General features: G+C 68.5%; 13 protein-coding genes. 7 read left to right on the top strand and 6 right to left on the bottom strand.

What is annotated here, in order from left to right; all coding sequences use genetic code 11:
• The first annotated feature begins 32 nt into the window (after positions 1 to 32).
• Positions 33 to 650, top strand: a complete 618-nt coding sequence (locus B0W80_RS23240) for a helix-turn-helix domain-containing protein (protein ID WP_077001535.1) — start codon at positions 33 to 35, stop codon at positions 648 to 650.
• A gap of 345 nt (positions 651 to 995) precedes the next feature.
• On the top strand, positions 996 to 1,832 hold the full coding sequence (locus tag B0W80_RS35115) for a hypothetical protein (RefSeq protein WP_143684749.1): 837 nt from the start codon (positions 996 to 998) through the stop codon (positions 1,830 to 1,832).
• A gap of 34 nt (positions 1,833 to 1,866) precedes the next feature.
• On the opposite strand, the gene B0W80_RS23235 is transcribed toward B0W80_RS35115, so the two are convergent.
• From B0W80_RS23235 to B0W80_RS23225, 3 genes are read right to left on the bottom strand one after another with little or no spacing between them, the layout of a single operon-like run.
• The gene (locus B0W80_RS23235) at positions 1,867 to 4,689 is read right to left on the bottom strand and encodes an ATP-binding protein (RefSeq protein WP_077001534.1); all 2,823 of its coding nucleotides are present in this window, start codon (positions 4,687 to 4,689) and stop codon (positions 1,867 to 1,869) included.
• 49 nt (positions 4,690 to 4,738) lie between these two features.
• Positions 4,739 to 5,476 (bottom strand): lipoprotein-releasing ABC transporter ATP-binding protein LolD, encoded by a 738-nt coding sequence (gene lolD, locus B0W80_RS23230; protein ID WP_083745567.1) that lies wholly within the window; start codon positions 5,474 to 5,476, stop codon positions 4,739 to 4,741.
• A complete protein-coding gene (locus B0W80_RS23225; protein ID WP_077001532.1) occupies positions 5,469 to 6,725 on the bottom strand; it encodes a lipoprotein-releasing ABC transporter permease subunit in 1,257 nt (418 codons plus the stop codon). Before B0W80_RS23225 ends, lolD begins: the two co-directional genes overlap by 8 nt.
• Positions 6,726 to 6,847: 122 nt before the next feature.
• On the opposite strand from B0W80_RS23225, the gene B0W80_RS23220 reads away from it, so the two are divergent.
• The 5 genes from B0W80_RS23220 (at position 6,848) to B0W80_RS23200 (ending at position 12,011) form a co-directional block, all read left to right on the top strand.
• Complete coding sequence (locus B0W80_RS23220; protein ID WP_077001531.1) at positions 6,848 to 7,810, top strand: hypothetical protein; 963 nt, start codon at positions 6,848 to 6,850, stop codon at positions 7,808 to 7,810.
• Positions 7,810 to 9,600, top strand: coding sequence for a single-stranded-DNA-specific exonuclease RecJ (gene recJ / locus B0W80_RS23215; RefSeq protein WP_077001530.1), 1,791 nt, complete (start codon positions 7,810 to 7,812; stop codon positions 9,598 to 9,600). The genes B0W80_RS23220 and recJ overlap by 1 nt, the downstream gene beginning before the upstream one ends.
• Before the next feature lie 2 nt (positions 9,601 to 9,602).
• The gene (locus tag B0W80_RS23210) at positions 9,603 to 10,499 is read left to right on the top strand and encodes an NUDIX domain-containing protein (protein WP_077001529.1); all 897 of its coding nucleotides are present in this window, start codon (positions 9,603 to 9,605) and stop codon (positions 10,497 to 10,499) included.
• A gap of 16 nt (positions 10,500 to 10,515) precedes the next feature.
• The gene (locus tag B0W80_RS23205; protein WP_077001528.1) at positions 10,516 to 11,118 is read left to right on the top strand and encodes a hypothetical protein; all 603 of its coding nucleotides are present in this window, start codon (positions 10,516 to 10,518) and stop codon (positions 11,116 to 11,118) included.
• 605 nt (positions 11,119 to 11,723) lie between these two features.
• Positions 11,724 to 12,011 carry a hypothetical protein gene (locus B0W80_RS23200; RefSeq protein WP_077001527.1) on the top strand — a complete coding sequence of 96 codons (288 nt, stop codon included), beginning with the start codon at positions 11,724 to 11,726 and terminating at the stop codon, positions 12,009 to 12,011.
• Positions 12,012 to 12,077: 66 nt separating this feature from the next.
• On the opposite strand, the gene B0W80_RS23195 is transcribed toward B0W80_RS23200, so the two are convergent.
• The 3 genes from B0W80_RS23195 to B0W80_RS23185 form a co-directional block, all read right to left on the bottom strand.
• The gene (locus B0W80_RS23195; protein ID WP_179107004.1) at positions 12,078 to 12,749 is read right to left on the bottom strand and encodes a hypothetical protein; all 672 of its coding nucleotides are present in this window, start codon (positions 12,747 to 12,749) and stop codon (positions 12,078 to 12,080) included.
• A 52-nt stretch (positions 12,750 to 12,801) separates the two neighbouring features.
• Positions 12,802 to 13,833 (bottom strand): response regulator transcription factor, encoded by a 1,032-nt coding sequence (locus B0W80_RS23190; protein WP_077001526.1) that lies wholly within the window; start codon positions 13,831 to 13,833, stop codon positions 12,802 to 12,804.
• A partial coding sequence (locus B0W80_RS23185; protein ID WP_077001525.1) for an ATP-binding protein occupies positions 13,830 to 17,329 on the bottom strand: 3,500 nt, incomplete at its 5' end. The genes B0W80_RS23190 and B0W80_RS23185, both read right to left, overlap by 4 nt.

Below are 17,329 nucleotides of genomic sequence, written 5' to 3'. Positions count from 1 at the left end.
GCCCACCTCAGGGATTACGCCAAGGAGGCGGTTTGGCCACCCATTCGACGAGCAACAAAGTTCCATCCCACGCCTTCGACCGCGTTCGCGTGGGGGCGCACCTGCGCCAGGCGCGCAAGGAACGCGGCCTGACCCTGCAGGCCTTGTCGAAGCGCTCGGGCGTGGCGCTGTCGACGCTGTCGAAGATCGAGCTGGGCCAGATCTCGGTCAGCTACGACAAGCTCGGCGCGGTGGCGCATGCGCTGGGGATCGACATTGCGCGGCTGTTCAATCCGGGGCTCGGCAGCAGTTCGTCCACCGGCCGAAAGGCGCCCGTCGTCGTGCGCTCGACGCTGGAGGATGCGCCGGGCTACGCGGGCCAGAACTACGACTACCTGATGCTCGCGACCGAGTTTCCGGACCGGCGGATGACGCCGCTGTACGGCCGGATCACCGCGCGCAAGGTGGCCGACTTCCCCGACTTCGTGCGCCACGCGGGGCAGGAGTTCGTGCTGGTGCTTGCCGGCAGCGTGCGCATCCATTTCGAAACGGGTGAGGAGATCGCGCTCAAGGCACAGGAGTCGGCGTACTTCGACAGCGGCGTGGGGCACGTGTATCTGTCAACGAGCCGGGTGGATGCGCGGGTGATGATCGTGATGAGCGAGGGGTAGCTTGAATCAGCGCCGTGACGCTGAAGCATTGTCAACATTTTGACTATTTCAAAGATTGCTGGAACTTGCGGATCGAGCCTGGCCACATAGCTTCGTGCAAAGCAACAGCGCAGATTCAAATCTACGTTGATGTGGTGACGCACATTTCAATCGCGACGTCCGAGCACTGGAAAATTGACATTATCGTGGCACTACGATCATGTTGATTAGCCATCGTCGCCGTTAAAAAACTTCAGATACCCATTCGTCATGATAAACCGCAATATTCCGTTGTACGACCGAGACCTATCGCCCCCCAATTCACTTTCAAAAATCGATGCAAACTCGAACGATAGGAAAAGCCCTTTGTCTCTGGCTCTTCCTCAAAAGCCGGCACAGTCGTCAAAGATTGCACGTGAGTCACCGCGATCTTCTGATTCGCCAACTTCTTCGGCCGAACTGAAGCAGGAAGGTAACGTGTTGAAAGCGGATTCGGGCGTTCCTCAAAACAATATCGATCGCGCGCCTACGTTTTCATATCTGGATGGCTTGCACAACCAGATCACCAAAAAATGGGACTATGTGGCATCTGGAGCGAAGCACGAGCGCGAACAGGAGCAACGCATACACGACAAAGCTTTGCGCGCGAAGTCGAGCCGTCAAACAAACCGCATACTCAAGAAAGCACAAGCAAAATCTGATCTCCGAGAACTGATTCCGCGGAGAACCTCGACCGCCGAAAAACAAACGCTAGAGAAAATTTACACACCTCAGAAAATCCACAAAAACTACAAAAACCACAATAACAAACTATTTCAAAAAACAAAAACAATTTATAGCAATTTATTTCCCCAGCTTTTCGAAGGTGCATCAAAGATTCATCTGGAAAACCTCAACGACGACTACGAGAAACTCAGGTTTCCTGCTGGCCCAGACACCAGTGAAGTTCAATGCGAGGCGGAAGATGTCGAATACATGTTCAGAAAATTCTGCATTTCAAGCGTAGTTCAATCAGAGGGCAAACACCAAGCGATCGACCCGACCCTTTGGCCGGCGATTCTCGCTTCGACGCAAGACGTTTTCAAAGGCTACTACGAATTGATGCAATTGGCCAGAACTCAACATTCCAAGGAAGACCTAATGATGGCACCACGACTGTTCGAATATGAAATCAACAAGGCAGTGAACGGCATCACTCTTTGATGCCTCCCGCTTGGAATTTGGCCGAGCGCTAGCATCACTGTTCAGTGCCAAGACGCTCGACTCGGTGCTGTCTGCATGCGTCGGTGAGACGTTCGAGAAGAATCTCCACCTGCGCGGGCTTCGCGAAGTGATCGTCGAAGCCCGCCTCCAGTGCTTTTTGTCGATCCGCATCGCGGCCATAGCCGGTGAGCGCGATCAACGCCATTCGACACGTGGCCTCGTCACTGCGCAATCGGGTGGCCAGCTCGTAGCCATTCATCCCCGGCAAGCCGATGTCGATCACCGCGCCATCGCAGGGCTTGTCGCTCAACAGGTCCAGCGCTTGCTCGGCCGACAGCGCCACCCGCACCGTGTGTCCTTCCAGCTCCAGCCAGCTCGCCAGCCCCTCCGCGGCGTCGCGGTTGTCGTCCACGACCAGCAGTGAAAGCGGTTGGGCGACGGCCGCGGTAGGCGCCACGGCGCTCGCGGGCTCATGCGGCGCTTCGACGTTCAGCGGCAGCCGCACTTCGAAACTCGTGCCCTGCCCCGGCCCGTCGCTGTCCACCGTGATGCCGCCGCCGTGCAACTTCGCCAGGCTCTGCGCAATCGGCAAGCCCAGCCCCAGCCCGCCGGCTGCGCGGTGCAATGCCTGCTCGCCCTGCACGAAGCGCTCGAACACGCGCGGCAGCAGCTCGGGGGTGATGCCGATGCCATCGTCCTCCACGCGAAGCACCGCCTGCGGCGCAGCCGCCGCGGCATCGGAAGTGGTCAGCACGACGCGGATCGAACCCTCGGGCGTCGTGAATTTGGCCGCGTTGCTCAACAGGTTGCCGACGATCTGCGCCAGGCGCAGCGGGTCGCCGCGCACCGGCACCGGCGTCGAGGGCATCTGCACGTCCGGCATGCGCTCGCGCTGCTGAAGCGCCGGCAGCGTGAGCTCGAGGGCGCGGGCCACCACGTCGCGCAGGTCCACCGGCTCGGCTTTCAGCGCGATCTTTCCGGTGACGATGCGGGAGACATCCAGCAGGTCGTCGACCAGCCGCGACAGGTGCTTGACCTGCCGCTCGATGATCTGGCGCTCGCGCGCGAAGGCCTGCGGGTCGCGCCGCGCGATGAGCTGCAGCGCCAGCGAGATCGGCGCGAGCGGGTTGCGCAGCTCGTGCCCGAGCATCGCGAGGAACTCGTCCTTGGACTGGTTGGCCTGCTCGGCCAGTTGCTGGGCGCTGCGCGCTTCCTGCAGCAGCCGGACGTTGTCGAGCGCCAATGCGACGCGCTGCGCCAGCTCGACGATCAACGCACCGTCCTCGGCGCTGAAGCGGCGCTGCGACTCGGCCTGCAGCACCGCCATCACGCCGATGGTGCGGCCGCGGGCGACCAGCGGCACGATGCAGCCCGCCGTCAGGCCGAGTACGCGCGCGAATTCCTGCAGCTCGGGGTTGAGGCCGGCGACGGTCTCGACATCGTCGAGGTTGAGCAGGAAGACCTTTCCGCTCGAAATCGCGTAGGGAAAGGAGCCCGGCGCGTCGCTGGGCGCCGTGCGGTTGCTCACCATCTGCGCGATGAAGGCGCTGCGCGCGGGGTCGGAATGGTGCGTGAGCTTGCGCTGCAGCACGCCGTTCTCGTCGAGCAGGTCGATGCGGCACAGGTCGGCGATGGCGGGCACGATCACCTGGGCGATGGCCGCCAGCGTCGATGACTCCTCGAGCGACTGAGACAGGGCGGTGCTGGCATCGCCAAGGCGGGCCAGCCGCTGCTGCGCCGCCTGCGCGGTTGCATGCGCCAGGCGTTCGGCCTCCAGCAATTCCTGGCGCTCGGCCTCGCTGCGGCGCCGCTGCTCGGACGCGGTGGCCAACGCCTCGGCGACCGCATCCACTTCGGTCACGCCCGACTTCTGCGCCGGCAGGGTGTCGCCGCGCCCCATGGCGTCGGCCTGGGCGCGCAGCAGCGCCATGGGCCGCGTCACGCCGCGCGAGATCCACCAGGCGGCCAGCCCGCCGAACAGCAGCGAGATCAGCAGGCCGCCGCCATAGGCGAGGAACAGGCGGCGCGATGCGGCTTCTGACGAAGCGACCGAGGCGCCGACCACGACCATCCACGGCGCCGCGTCCATGCGCGCGATGGCTGTCTGCGAGCGCACGCCCTCCACGTTGGTGGTGGCGCCCACGCCTTCGCGCCGCGGGCCCAGCTTCGTCAACAAATTGAGCAGGGTCTGGCTCGGCAAGGTGCCGCGCAGGCGGTCGTCGTCCACGTTGCGTGCGACGCGGCGCTGACGGCCGTCGAACACCGAGACGGTCCAGCCCTGCGGCACGCTTTGCCGCTGCAGCACGGCCGTGATGGCTTCGGGATCGACGGCCGCGGTCAGCACGTGCCGCACCTCGCCGTCGCGCAGGATCGGCACGCGCACCGGAAAAGCCATGCGACCGTTCGGGCCGGGCGTCATCGGGCCGATGACGGGCTCGCGCGCCTGCACCGTCTCGGCCAGGCTCGCAGCCTCGATCACTTTGGCGTCACCCAGGTCGAGCCCGCGCTCGGTGCTGAAGCGGATGGTGCCGTCCGCGGCAGCCAGCAGCAGGTCGCGCCATTCCGGGTGCGAGACGCGCACCGCAGCCGCGAGCTCGTAGGCTTCGGCCAGGCCCTCCGGCGTGGTCGCGCCCAGGGGCTCGGTGAGCGACAGCGCTTGCAGGGCGGCGACGGTCATGCGCAGTTCGCTGTCGACCGTGGTGGCCACCGCCCGGGCCACGCCCAGGATGGACGCCTGGGTCTGCACGCGCTGGGCGTGCAGCAGCGCATCGAGCGCGAGGCCGCAGACGATCGCGAGCGGCAGGATCGCGGCCGTGACGATCAGCAACAAGCGCCGTTGCAGCTTGATGGTGCGCATGCGTCCGGTCTTCGGTCCTTCTTGGTCGTCGCTGCCAGCCAGCCTCGCCTCAGCCCAGCCGCCCGGCGGCCAGGCGCAGCACGCGGTCGCAACGCTTGGCCAGCCCGTCGTCGTGCGTGACCACCACGAAGGCGGTGCGACGCTCGTGCGCGAGCTTGAGCATCAGCGCGAACACGCCGTCGGCGGTGCCGCGGTCGAGGTTGCCGGTGGGCTCGTCGGCCAGCACGCAGTCGGGCTGCGTGACCAGGGCCCGCGCAATGGCGACGCGCTGCCGCTCGCCACCGGACAGTTCGGCCGGACGATGGTGCACGCGCTCGGCCAGCCCCACCGATGCCAGCATGTGTGCGGCGGCCTCGGCGGCCTGCTGCGGCGGCATGCGGCGGATCTTGAGCGGCATGGCGACGTTGTCGAGCGCGCTGAATTCCGGCAGCAGGTGATGAAACTGGTAGACGAAGCCCAGGTGCGCATTGCGCAGCCGGCCCTGCTCGGCGGGGTCGGAATGGGCGATGTTCTTGCCGTGCAGTTCGACGCTGCCACCCGTGGGCGCATCCAGGCCGCCCATCAGGTGCAGCAGCGTGCTCTTGCCCGAGCCCGAGGCGCCGACGATGGCCAGCGTTTCGCCGGCGCGCACGTCGAGGTCGACGCCGTGCAGGATGGTCAGGTCGATGCGGCCTTCGTGGAAGCGCTTGGTCAGGCCCCTGACCTTCAGCACCACGCCGTTGGCCTGAGGGACTGCTCTGTCGGCTGGCTGGGCCGCCGCGTCGACCGGTAACACGGTGCTATTCATAACGCAGCGCCTCCGCCGGGTTCACGCGGCTCGCGCGCCAGCTCGGATACAGCGTGGCCACGAAAGACAGCGCCAGCGAAATCAGCGTGATCGGCACGATGTCGCCCTGCTGCGGATCGCTCGGCATGCGGCTGATGAGGTAGATGTCCTGCGGCAGGAAGCGCGCATTGAAGAGCCGCTCGAGCGCCGGCACGATCACGTCGATGTTGTAGGCGATGCCCAGCCCCAGCAGCAGCCCGCCGAGCGTGCCAATGACGCCCACCATCGCGCCCTGCACCACGAAGATGCCCATGATGCTCTTGGGACTCGAACCCAGGGTGCGCAGGATCGCGATGTCGGCGCGCTTGTCGGTCACCGTCATCACCAGCGTGGACACCAGGTTGAAGGCAGCGACCGCCACGATCAGCGTGAGGATGATGAACATCATGCGTTTCTCGACCTGCACGGCCGCGAACCAGGTGCGGTTCTGGCGCGTCCAGTCGCGGATCAGGAACGAGCCCGGCAGCGTGACGGCCAGTTCCTCGGCCACCTCGCGCGCCTGGTGCAGGTCCTTGAGCTTGATGCGCAGGCCGCTCGGGCCTTCGAGGCGGAACACGCGTGCCGCGTCCTGCTCGTGGATCATGGCCAGCGCGGAGTCGTACTCGTAGTGGCCCGAATCGAAGGTGCCGACCACGGTGAACTGCTTGAGCCGCGGCACCACGCCGGCCGGCGTGACCTGGCCGCCCGGCGCGATCAGCGTGACCTGGTCGCCCGGCCGCACGAAGAGCGAGCGCGCCAGCTCCACGCCCAGCACGATGCCGAATTCGCCGGGCACGAGCTTCTCGAGCGCGCCCTTCTGAGCGGTCGTGGAGATATCGGTGACCTGCGGCTCCAGCGAGGGCTCGATGCCGCGCACCAGCGTGCCCTTCATGTCCTCGCCGCGCGCGACGAGCGCCTGCGCGGCGATGAAGGGGGCGACGCCGATCACGTTGGGGTTCTTGCGCGCGGCCGCCGCGATGGCGTCGATGTCGCCCAGCGCCTGGCCGTCGCGCGACAGGATCTCGATGTGCGAGATCACGGCGAGCATGCGGTCGGTGACTTCTTTCTGGAAGCCGTTCATGACCGACAGCACGATGATGAGCGCCGCCACGCCCAGCGCGATGCCGAGCATCGAGACGCCGGAGATGAAGTTGATGAAGCCGTTGCGCCGCGTCGCCCGGCCTGCGCGCGTGTAGCGCCAGCCCAGCTGCAGTTCATAGGGGAATCGCATCAGGCCTCCCGCCGGGCCGCCCCGTGGGGGGCCTGCTTCCCCTCGGGGGTCAGCGGATGCGCGAAGTGATGGGCGTGGGGGTCCTGCATGCCGGGGATTGTGGCATCCCGGACAATAGGCCCATGCCTGTGCCGCCCTCTCCGTCCCACCTGTTGATTCCCTTTGCCGGCCGTGGCACGCCGGCTTGCCGCGAGGCGATGAAATCGCTGCGCCTGCCCAAACTCGAAAGCCTGCTTTCGCGACTGGCACAAGTCGGCGAAGACATGCAGGACGACGGCACCCTGTCCCCGCCCCATGAACGCGCCCTGGCCGCGGCCCTGGGTATCGCCGCCGGCGACGGGCAGATCCCGTGGGCCGCGATGGAAGCACGACGCGCCGGCCTCGACGGCACGGCCGTCGGCTGGGGGATCGCCACCCTGTGCCACTGGCAGGTGGGCATCGACGACGTGGTGCTCGGCGACCCGGGCGCGATCGGCATCGACACGGCCGAGTCGGATGCGCTGCTCGCCATCGCCAAGCCTTATTTCGAGGAAGACGGGATCGCGCTGCATGCGTCCTCGGTGCCGGGACGTTGGCTGGCGCAGGGCGCGCTGTTCGACGGGCTCGCCACCGCCTCGCTCGACCGCGCGATCGGCCATCCGATCGCCCAATGGTCGCCCCTCACCGACGCCGCGCGGCCCTTGCGCCGGCTGCAGAACGAGATGCAGATGCTGCTCTACACCGAACGGGTGAACGACGAGCGCACCGCGCGCGGCGTGCCGCCCATCAATTCCTTCTGGCTCAGCGGCACGGGCCGCCTGGCCGCGGGCGCTTCGGCGCAGGAGGCAGGCCCCACCGTGGCCGATGGGCTTCGCGAGGCCGCCTTGCGCGACGACGGCCCCGCCTGGGCGCAGGCCTGGGCCGCACTCGACGCGGGCGCGGTCGCCGAACTGCTGGCGTCGTACCACGCGGGCGCGCAGGTGACGCTCACGCTCTGCGGCGACCGCTGCGCGCGGCGCTTCGGCGTGCAGCCGCGCGGCTTCACGGCCTGGGCCAGATCGCTGGTGCAGCGCGTGAATGCGCCGGCCGTGCTGGAGGCGCTCTGATGAAGATCGTCGCCCGCGCCATTCCGCCGCGCAGCGCCTGGGCGCTGGAGCAGGCCGGCATCCACCCGCTGCTGGCGCGCCTTTATGCCGCACGCGGCGTGCAGAACCGCGACGAGCTTGACGACGGTCTGGCGCGGCTGCTGGCGCCCGACGGCCTGCGCGGCGTGCGCGAGGCCGCCGTGCTGCTGGCCGATGCGATACGCGACCACAAGCGCCTGTGCATCGTGGCCGACTACGACTGCGACGGCGCCACCGCATGCGCCGTGGCCGTGCGCGGGCTGCGCCTGCTGGGCGCCGAGCACGTGAGCTACCTGGTGCCCGATCGCGTGGTCGACGGCTACGGCCTGACGCCGCCGATCGCCGAGCGCGTGGCCGCCAGCGGCGCCGACATGCTGATCACGGTGGACAACGGCATCGCCAGCGTCGAGGGCGTGGCCGCCGCCAAGGCACGCGGCCTGGCGGTGCTGGTAACGGACCACCACCTGCCCGGCCCGGCGCTGCCGGCGGCCGACGTGCTGGTGAACCCCAATCAGCCTGAATGCGGCTTCGGCAGCAAGTGCATCGCAGGTGTGGGGGTGATGTTCTACGTGCTGCTCGCGCTGCGCTCGGAGCTTCGCACGCGCGGGGTGTTCGACGCCCCGCCTGCCGCCGGGTCGCTTCCGGGCGATCAATCCTCAAATGAAGCGGCCCACCTGGCGGCCAGCAAGCGACAACCAAAACTGGACGTTCTGCTCCCCCTGGTCGCCCTCGGCACCGTGGCCGACGTCGTCAAGCTCGACGCCAACAACCGCCGCCTGGTCGCGCAGGGCCTGCGCCGCATCCGCGCCGGTGCCATGCCCGTGGGCCTGTCCGCGCTGTTCAAGGCCGCTGGCCGCAACGCGCTGGCCGCTACCACCTTCGACTTCGGCTTCGCGCTGGGGCCGCGCATCAACGCCGCCGGGCGCCTGGCCGACATGACATTGGGCATCGAATGCCTGCTCACCGACGACAGCGCACGTGCCGAAGAACTCGCGCGCCTGCTCGACGGCATCAACCGCGAGCGACGCGACATCGAAGGCGGCATGCGCGAGCAGGCACTGCTGCTGGCCGAGTCGCTGTTCGATGCCCCCGGCGACGGCAGCGAGGGCGTGCCCGCCGCCATCAGCGTGTTCGACCCGGACTTCCACGAAGGCGTGGTCGGCATCGTGGCCTCGCGCATCAAGGACCGCTACCACCGCCCGACTTTCGTCTTCGCCGCCAGCGGCGCGCCCGGCAAGGAGCACGAGCTCAAGGGCTCGGGCCGCTCCATTCCGGGCTTTCACCTGCGCGATGCGCTGGACCTGGTGGCCAAGCGGCACCCCGGCGTGCTGCTGCGCTTCGGCGGCCATGCGATGGCGGCCGGCTGCACGGTCGCCAGGGAACAGTCCCAAACCTTCGAGCGCGCACTGGCCCAGGTCGCGGCCGAGTGGCTCGATGCCGCCTCGCTCACCCGCCGGCTCGACACCGACGGCCCGCTGGCGCCCGAGTACCTGCGCGTCGAGCTGGTCGACACGCTGCACCGCGAGGTGTGGGGCCAGGGTTTCGCGCCGCCCACCTTCAGCGAGGAGGTCGAAGTGGTGTCGCAACGGCTGGTGGGTGAAAAGCACCTGTCGCTCAAACTCAAGCACCAGGGCAAGCCGGTGGACGGCATCTGGTTCGGCCACACCGAGCCGCTGCCGCCGCGCGTGCTGATCGCCTTTCGCCTCGATGCCGACGAATGGCAGGGCGTGCGGCGCGTGCGCTTTCTGGTCGAAGGCGCGGAGACTCGATAACCATGCAGTACGCTCATCCCGAATCGACGCCTGAACCCTCGCCCCCCGTACCGATCCGTCACGCCGCCACCGTACTGGTGTGCCGCGACAGCGACGCCGGGCCCGAGGTGCTGATGATCCAGCGCCACGCGCTGTCGGACGTTCATGCCGGCTCCTACGTCTTCCCCGGCGGCAAGCTCGATGCGGCCGATGCCCGGCTCGACGCCGGCCTGCACCTGGACCAGGAACACGCGCAGCTCCATGCGCTGCTGCACGAGCCCGAGACCGATGCCGCCACCGCCGCGGCCCTGCACGTGGCGGCGGTGCGCGAAGCCTTCGAGGAAAGCGGACTGCTGCTCGCGCAAGGGCTCGATGCCGAAGGCGCGCGCCGCGCCTCGGCGCTGGCGGCGGAGCGCGTGCCTTTCAACGACATGCTCGGGCAGATGGGCCTGCGCCTCGACACGCAGGCGATGCGCCCTTGGTCGCGCTGGATCACGCCGCCGCAGCCGCTGCATTCGCCGGGCAAGCGCTTCGACACGCGCTTCTTCGTCGCCCAGGCGCCCGAAGGCCAGGAGGCTTGCCACGACGACCACGAGGCCGTGCTTTGCGCCTGGCTGCGGCCGCGCGCAGCGCTGGAGCGCTACTGGGCCGGCGAGATCGCGCTGGCCGGGCCGCAGGTGATGAGCCTGGCGCACCTCGCGCGGCATGCCAGCGTCGAATCGATCCTCGCCGAGGCGCAGGGACGCGCGCCCTGCCTGGTGCGGCCGGTCACCTTCGACGTCGACGGCGGACGCGCCGCGGCCTACCCTGGCGACGAGCGTCACCCCGAGCGACAACGCGTGATGCCGGGGCCGCTGCGCCTGGTGCTGCGCGGTCGCCGGCTCGAACCGCCCGGCGGCTTCGACGAGTTCTGGGCTTGAAGCACCGCGGTTCGACATGGACACCCTCATCCTGGCCGCACTGGTCTTCCTGGCCGCCTACCTGTTCAAGGCCCATGCGCAGAAGAAGCGCATCGCCCTCCTCGCCAGCCACCTGGTGCGCTACGACATCGAGAAGCTGATGGAGAACCTGACCAGCGGCTACCTGCGCTGCCTGGGGGAGGACGACGCGGAACGCCGCCAGCAGATCTGGAACCTGCTCGACGACACCGCGAGCCGGCTCGCAGGCCAGTTCGAGCGCTTCGCCGCCGAATTCGCACGCGTCGACGAATCGGAAGCGCGCGTGAGCAAGCTGCCGCTCGCCCTGCCGCTGGCGCAGGCGCTGCCGGGTGCCAGCTTCGACATGCGCCGCGCGCTGGCGATCCATGCACGCGGCATTGCCGACGCGGCCGCCAACACGCAGCAGCTCACGGCCAAGAGCAAGGCCTACCTGATGTCGGCCGAGCTGTTCCTGATGCAGCACACCTGCCACTGGTATTGCCGCTCGAAGGCGGTCGCCTCGGCACGCATGCTGGCGCGCCACAAGACCTCGTACGCGCAGCTGATCGATTCGGTGGCGCCGAAGACACGGAACGACTACCTGGCACTGGTCGGTTCCTGAGCCGGGCGCCATTCAGCCGCCTGCTTCGTGCATTTGTTTGCGACTGCCGCGTTGGCGGTTGAGTTAACCCATTGGTTCTCATCCGCTTGCCTTCCAAAATCTCGCAAAACAACTCGGAAGGCCTGTGCGCCATGGAAGCATCACTTTTTTTCGGCACGCTTCGACGTCTGCGCTTCGGCCTGTTCGGCCTGTTCGGTGGACGGCATCGCGCGCATCCTGCACGCCCTGCGCGCGCTGCACATACCCGGCCCTTCGAGCAGAGCACCCCACCGTCTGCGCCTCGCAGCGTGATCGCGGCATTCGAGGGGCCTCGCACGCTGGCGCCGATGCACGCGCCAGTGCACGCGGCTCCCCAGGCCCCGGTTCGGGTTGCGTCGCAGCGACCCGAGATGGTCGAACCGGCGATTGCGACGTCGCCGAGACCGGTGGCCCGGGTTGCACCGGCCGTTCCGGCGGCACCGGTGACACCGGTGACACCCGTGGCTCCTGTGATTCCAACGACTCCCGCGACATCGAAGGCGCAGCCCGCACCAGCTGCACAGGTCGCTCGCGTCGCACCGGCGGCACAGGTCACGCCGCTGGCTCGTGCCGCTCAGGCAGCGCCGATGGAAACGAAGGCGCCGAGCGCACCCGCCAAGACGATGCGCTCGCTCGAAGAGGTGCGAGCCGACCTCGCCCGCCTGCGCGCCAACGCCAAGGAACGGCACGCCCAACTGCAGGCCCAAGCCCTGGCCGAAGCCGCGCGCCGCGAGATCGCCTTCGCACCCACCGACTTCCTGGACTTCGAGCCGCCCAAGCCGCCGCAAGAGCCCGCGATGCGCGAGAGCGCCTCGTCCTCGAGCTTCGCGCCCACGGCGTTCTTCGATCTGGCGAGTCTGAAGACGGTCAACTGAAGGCGAGTTTTTATACTGCGGCGGATCCAAAGCGCAGTACAAACATCGCTCCCGACCCGGGCCTTCTCACCGCCCGAACTCGTGATTCAGCCCCACCGTCACGACACGCACCCCACCGGGGTTCACCCGCGCCGTGCTGACATCGATGCTGATCAGCGGCGTGATGGAGTAGCGGGCGCCGACGCGCGAAGTCCAGAAACCGAAGGCGCGGTTGCGTTCTGCGATCAACGACACGCTGCTGTTGAGCGCCCATTCGCCCGCCAGCCCGCCGCGGTCGGTGCGGGCGCCGGTGCCCGGGGCCCAGTCGGTGCCGAGGTTGGCATGCACCGTCAGGCTGTCGGTGGCGCGCCAGCTCACGGGCACCACGAACTGGCCGCCCGTGCGGCCGTCGGCGTGGCGCGGCCGTTGTACGCCGACGCTCACCGACATCGCCGCGCTCCAGCGCGCATCGGGCGCCTGGCCCAGGAAGGTCCACTTGACCTGCGGCCCGACCACATGGCTGTGCGCCCCGGCCACCGAGAAGCGATCGATGTTGAGGCCCACCTCGAAGGGCCCGATCCTGCAGGCCGGCCCGAGGTGCCATATGGTGGTTTGCGTCTGTCGGAAGCGCTGGCCCCAGAGCTCGTACTGGCACTGTCCCGGATCGAGGGTGCCCGCGTCGTCGACGTCGAAATGCCCGCCGGCCTGGGCTGCGGCGGCAGCCAGGCACAACGGCAATAGGCAGGCGCGTCGGATCATGGCCGCGCCATTCTAGGAGCGGCCTGTGTCAGTTCATGGGTTCACGGTGTCGTCACAACTCGAACTGCGGCTGCAGCTCGCGGATGCGCTTGATGGCCACGCCGGCAGCTGCAGTGCGCGTCTCCACGCCGAGCTTGACGTACACGCGCTCGAGGTGCTTCTTCGCCGTGGCCGGGCTCGCTCCGAGGATCTCGCCGATGTCCTTGTTGGTCTTGCCCTTGACCACCCAATACAGCACCTCGGCCTCGCGCGCGGTGAGCTTCAAGCTCAGGCTCATCGCCTCGATGACGGCGACGTCGGACACCTCTCGCATGATGATGAGCCAGTCGTCGCCGCCCTCGTCCTGGCCGGCCTGCTGGTGCAGGCGCAGGTTGAGCGACGCAGCGCCCTGGGCGATGGCGAGCACGGGCGGCTCGATCTGGCGCTGCTGTGCGTCGGGCAGGTGCTTCTGCAGCCATTCGAGCACGGCCGGCGGCGTGGCCGGCGCGCTGCTGCCGCAGTAGCGCAGCAGCAGCTCGCGCGCGAGCGCGGTCTGCCAGACCAGCCGGCCTTCGGGCATGCGCACCATGAAGCTGGCGTAGCCGAAGGCATCGAGCGCGTTGCGCGCCTGGCCGGCCTGCTGCTGGGCCTGGCGCGCGCGGCGCGCGCCCTGCAGGTGCACGTTCATGCGCGCGAGTACTTCCTTGGGCTTGATCGGTTTGGTGACGTAGTCGACGCCGCCGGCGTCGAGGGCGGCGACGAGGTGCTCGGTTTCGGTCAGCCCGGTCATGAAGACGATGGGGATGTGCGCCGTGGCGGCGTCGGCCTTCAGGCGGCGCGCAACCTCGAAGCCGTCGAGGCCCGGCATCATCGCGTCGAGCAGCACGATGTCGGGCCGGGCCTGGGCGGCGCGCTGCAGCGCCTGCTCGCCGCTGGTGGCCACCAGCACGGCATAGCCCGATTCGTCGAGCGCATCGTGCAGCACGGCAAGGTTGTCGGGCACGTCGTCGACGATGAGCACCAAGTCGCCGGTGCCGGCCTCCTCGCGCAGGCTGCGCACGAGCGGCGGGGTGTCGTCTTCGTGGCGTGGATCGGCGGCGCTCATGACACACCCGCCGCCGTCAGGGCCCGGCTCATGGCCTCGAACTGAAACTGGCGCGCCAGGCCACGTTGCGTCGTGGTCCAGGCCGCGCACTCGGGCTGCGCGGCGTCGATGGCGTCGAGGGCATTCATGATGCCGCGGAAGTATCCCAGGCTCACGGCCTCGCCCAAGGCGCGCAGGCGGCGTGCTTCGGGCAGCACTGCGGCGGGCTCGGCCGCTGTCGGCCGCGGCGGCTCGGCGCTGTCGGTCCATTGCAGGCCGAGCCGCCGCTCGAGCCAGTCGAGCAGTTCGGTGTGGCGCACCGGCTTGACGAAGAAGTCCTCCGGCGCGATGCCGACGTCGTTGTCGAGCCGCTTGTCGAAGGCGTTGGCCGAGACGATGGCGAACTGCGCCTCCGCACCGCCCAGCGCTCGGGCGCGGCGCAGCGTCTCCCAGCCGTCGATGCCGGGCATGGCGAGGTCGACGAACATCGCATCGGGGCGCCAGCCGGCCGCCAGCAAGTCGAGCGCGTCGTGGCCGCTGGCCGCGGTGCGCAACTCGAAGCCCAGCGGCGCGAGCAGTTGCACCAGCAGCTCGCGGTCGGCCTCTTCGTTGTCGACCACCAGCAGGCGCCGGCGTGCACCGGCATAGCCTCGGCGCACGAGCGGCGCGGGCACTGCCGGCTCGCGTCGCCGGCGCAGGCCGGGCGCCTCGTGCACGCGCGGCAGGAACAGGCGCACGCGGAACACCGAGCCCGCGCCGGGCGTGCTCTGCACCTTCATCTCGCCGCCCATCAGGTCGATCAGCATCTTGGCGATGGTCAGGCCCAGGCCTGCGCCCGGCCCCGAAGCGCTGGCGCCGCGCGCGAAGGGCTCGAAGATGCGGCCCAGCTCTTCGGGCGACATGCCGGGGCCGGTGTCTTCCACTTCGATGGCCGCGAACTCGCGGGCATAGCGCACACGCAGCGTGACCCGCCCGCCGGCCGTGAACTTGATCGCGTTGCCCAGCAGGTTGATGAGGATCTGCCGCACGCGCTTCTCGTCGGCCCGCACCAGCGCGGGCAACTCGCCTTCGGGCCCGAAGCGGAAGGCCAGGCCCTTTTCGGCCGCCTGCAGCTCGAACATGTCGGCCAGCTCGCTCATCACCTCGGCGAACTGCATGGGCTTGGCCTGCAGCGTGAGCTTGCCGGCCTCGATGTGGGCGATGTCGAGCGTGCCTTCGATCAGCGACAGCAGGTGTTCGCCGCCGCGCTTGATCACCGCCACCGCCTGCTGCCGGTGCGGCGGCACGGCCGCGTCTTCGCCCATCAGCTGCGCATAGCCCAGGATGCTGTTGAGCGGCGTGCGCAGTTCGTGGCTGATGGCGCTGATGTAGCGGCTCTTGGCCTGGTTGGCCTGCTCGGCGCTGCGCTTGGCGGCCTGCAGCGCATGGTCGGTTTCGCGGTGCAGCTCGATCTCGCGCATCAGCAGGCGGGTCTGCCGGTTGGATTCCTCCTGCGCCACCTTGCGGCTCTGGTGCGCGAGCACCAGCCACCAGGCGACGATGCCCGCGATCAGCAGCAGCGCCATGTAGGCCTTGAGAAAGCCGGCACGCAGCGCGGCCGGCGCCTGGGCCGCATCCGCCGCCAGTCCCTCGGCCAGGCTGCGCAGCTCTTGCTGGTAGAGCACGCCGAACACCGCGGCCAGCAGCGGCACCACGATCAGCATGAGCAGCAGGAAGTGGCCGAGGCCGGTGTCGAGGTAGGGCCAGACGCGGCGTGGCAGCAGCCAGCGCAGCGCGGCCGACCACTGCGACGCCAAGCTCGCGTGCGGCTTGCACAGGTCGCCGCAGCGCGCGTCGAGCGTGCAGCACAGCGAGCAGATCGCGCCCTGATAGGCGGGGCAGTGGGCCATGTCCGGCCCTTCGTAGTCGCGCTCGCAGATCACGCATCGCTGCGTGACCAGCCGCGTGGCGCTGCCGGCCTGCGATTCGACGCGGGCCCAGCGCACGGCGCGCGCGCCCGGCGCCGGCACGAAGGGCGCGGCCTCGCTCGCCTCCGACACCCGCGCGATGTAGTACCTGCCGCGCGTCGCCCAGGCGATGAGCGGCGCGGCGATGAAGGCGGTGCCCAGCGCGATGACCGCCGAGAAGGCCTGCGCCATCGGCCCGAACACGCCCAGGTGCGCGGTGATCGACAGCGCCGAGGCCAGCGCCATCGCGCCCACGCCCACCGGGTTGATGTCCCACAGGTGGGCGCGCTTGAACTCGATGCCGGGCGGCGACAGGCCCAGCGGCTTGTTGATGACCAGATCGGCCACCACGGCCATCATCCAGGCGATGGCGATGTTGGCATACAGGCCCAGCACGTCGCCCAGGGCCTCGAAGACGTTCATCTCCATCAGCATGAAGGCGATGAGGGCGTTGAACACCACCCACACCACACGCCCCGGGTGGCTGTGGGTCACACGCGAGAAGAAATTGCTCCAGGCCAGCGAGCCGGCATAGGCGTTGGTGACGTTGATCTTGAGCTGCGAGATCACCACGAACAGCGCGGTGGCCGCCACCGCCAGGCCGTACTGCGGAAACACGTACTCGTAGGCGGCCAGGTACATCTGGTTCGGGTCAACCGCGCGCTCGGGCGGCACCATGTGGCCGATGGCCAGGTAGGCCAGCAGCGCCCCGCCCAGCATCTTGAGCACGCCCATCACGACCCAGCCCGGCCCGCCGGCCAGCACGGCGGCCCACCAGCGCCCGCGGTTGGCCGCCGTGCGCACCGGCATGAATCGCAGGTAGTCGGCCTGCTCCCCCATCTGGGTGATCAAGGCGATGCCGACGGTCAGGGCGGCACCGAAGAGGTGCAGATCGAAGCCCATCAGCCCGGGCTTGAGCCCGTTGTAGTGCACGATGCCGCCGAACGCACCAGGATCGCGCGCCAGCACGTAGCCGAAGGGCACCACCAGCATCAACAGCCAGATCGGCTGCGTCCACACCTGCAGCCGGCTGATGGCCGAGATGCCGTGCGTGACCAGCGGAATCACCACCAGCGCGCAGACCAGGTAGCCCCACACCACCGGGATGCCGAGCGCCAGGTCGAGCGCATAGGCCATCACCGCCGCCTCGAGCGCGAAGAAGATGAAGGTGAAGCAGGCGTAGATCAGCGAGGTCAGCGTGGAGCCGATGTAGCCGAAGCCGGCGCCGCGCGTGAGGAGGTCCATGTCGACGCCATAGCGGGCGGCATAGACGCTGATCGGCAGGCCGGCCAGGAAGATGATGAGCCCGGTGACCAGGATGGCCCAGGCCGCGTTGACGAAGCCGTACTGCACCAGCAGGGTGGCACCCACCGCTTCCAGGATCAGGAACGAGGCCGCGCCACCGAAGGCCGTGCTGGCCACCCGCCATTCGGACATGCGGCGAAAGCGCTGTGGCGTGTAGCGCAGCGCATAGTCCTCGAGCGTTTCGCGGGCGACCCAGCTGTTGTAGTCGCGCCGGACCTTGACGATGCGCTGGGGTGCTTCGTCGCTGTCGGGCGGGGCGGGGGCGG

Origin of the sequence: Variovorax sp. KK3 (assembly GCF_001984055.1) — a bacterium.
In the GTDB taxonomy this organism is placed as follows: Bacteria; Pseudomonadota; Gammaproteobacteria; order Burkholderiales; family Burkholderiaceae_C; genus Variovorax.
The sequence above is the reverse complement of the archived record's forward strand: the minus strand, read 5'-3'. Positions and strand labels throughout refer to the sequence as shown.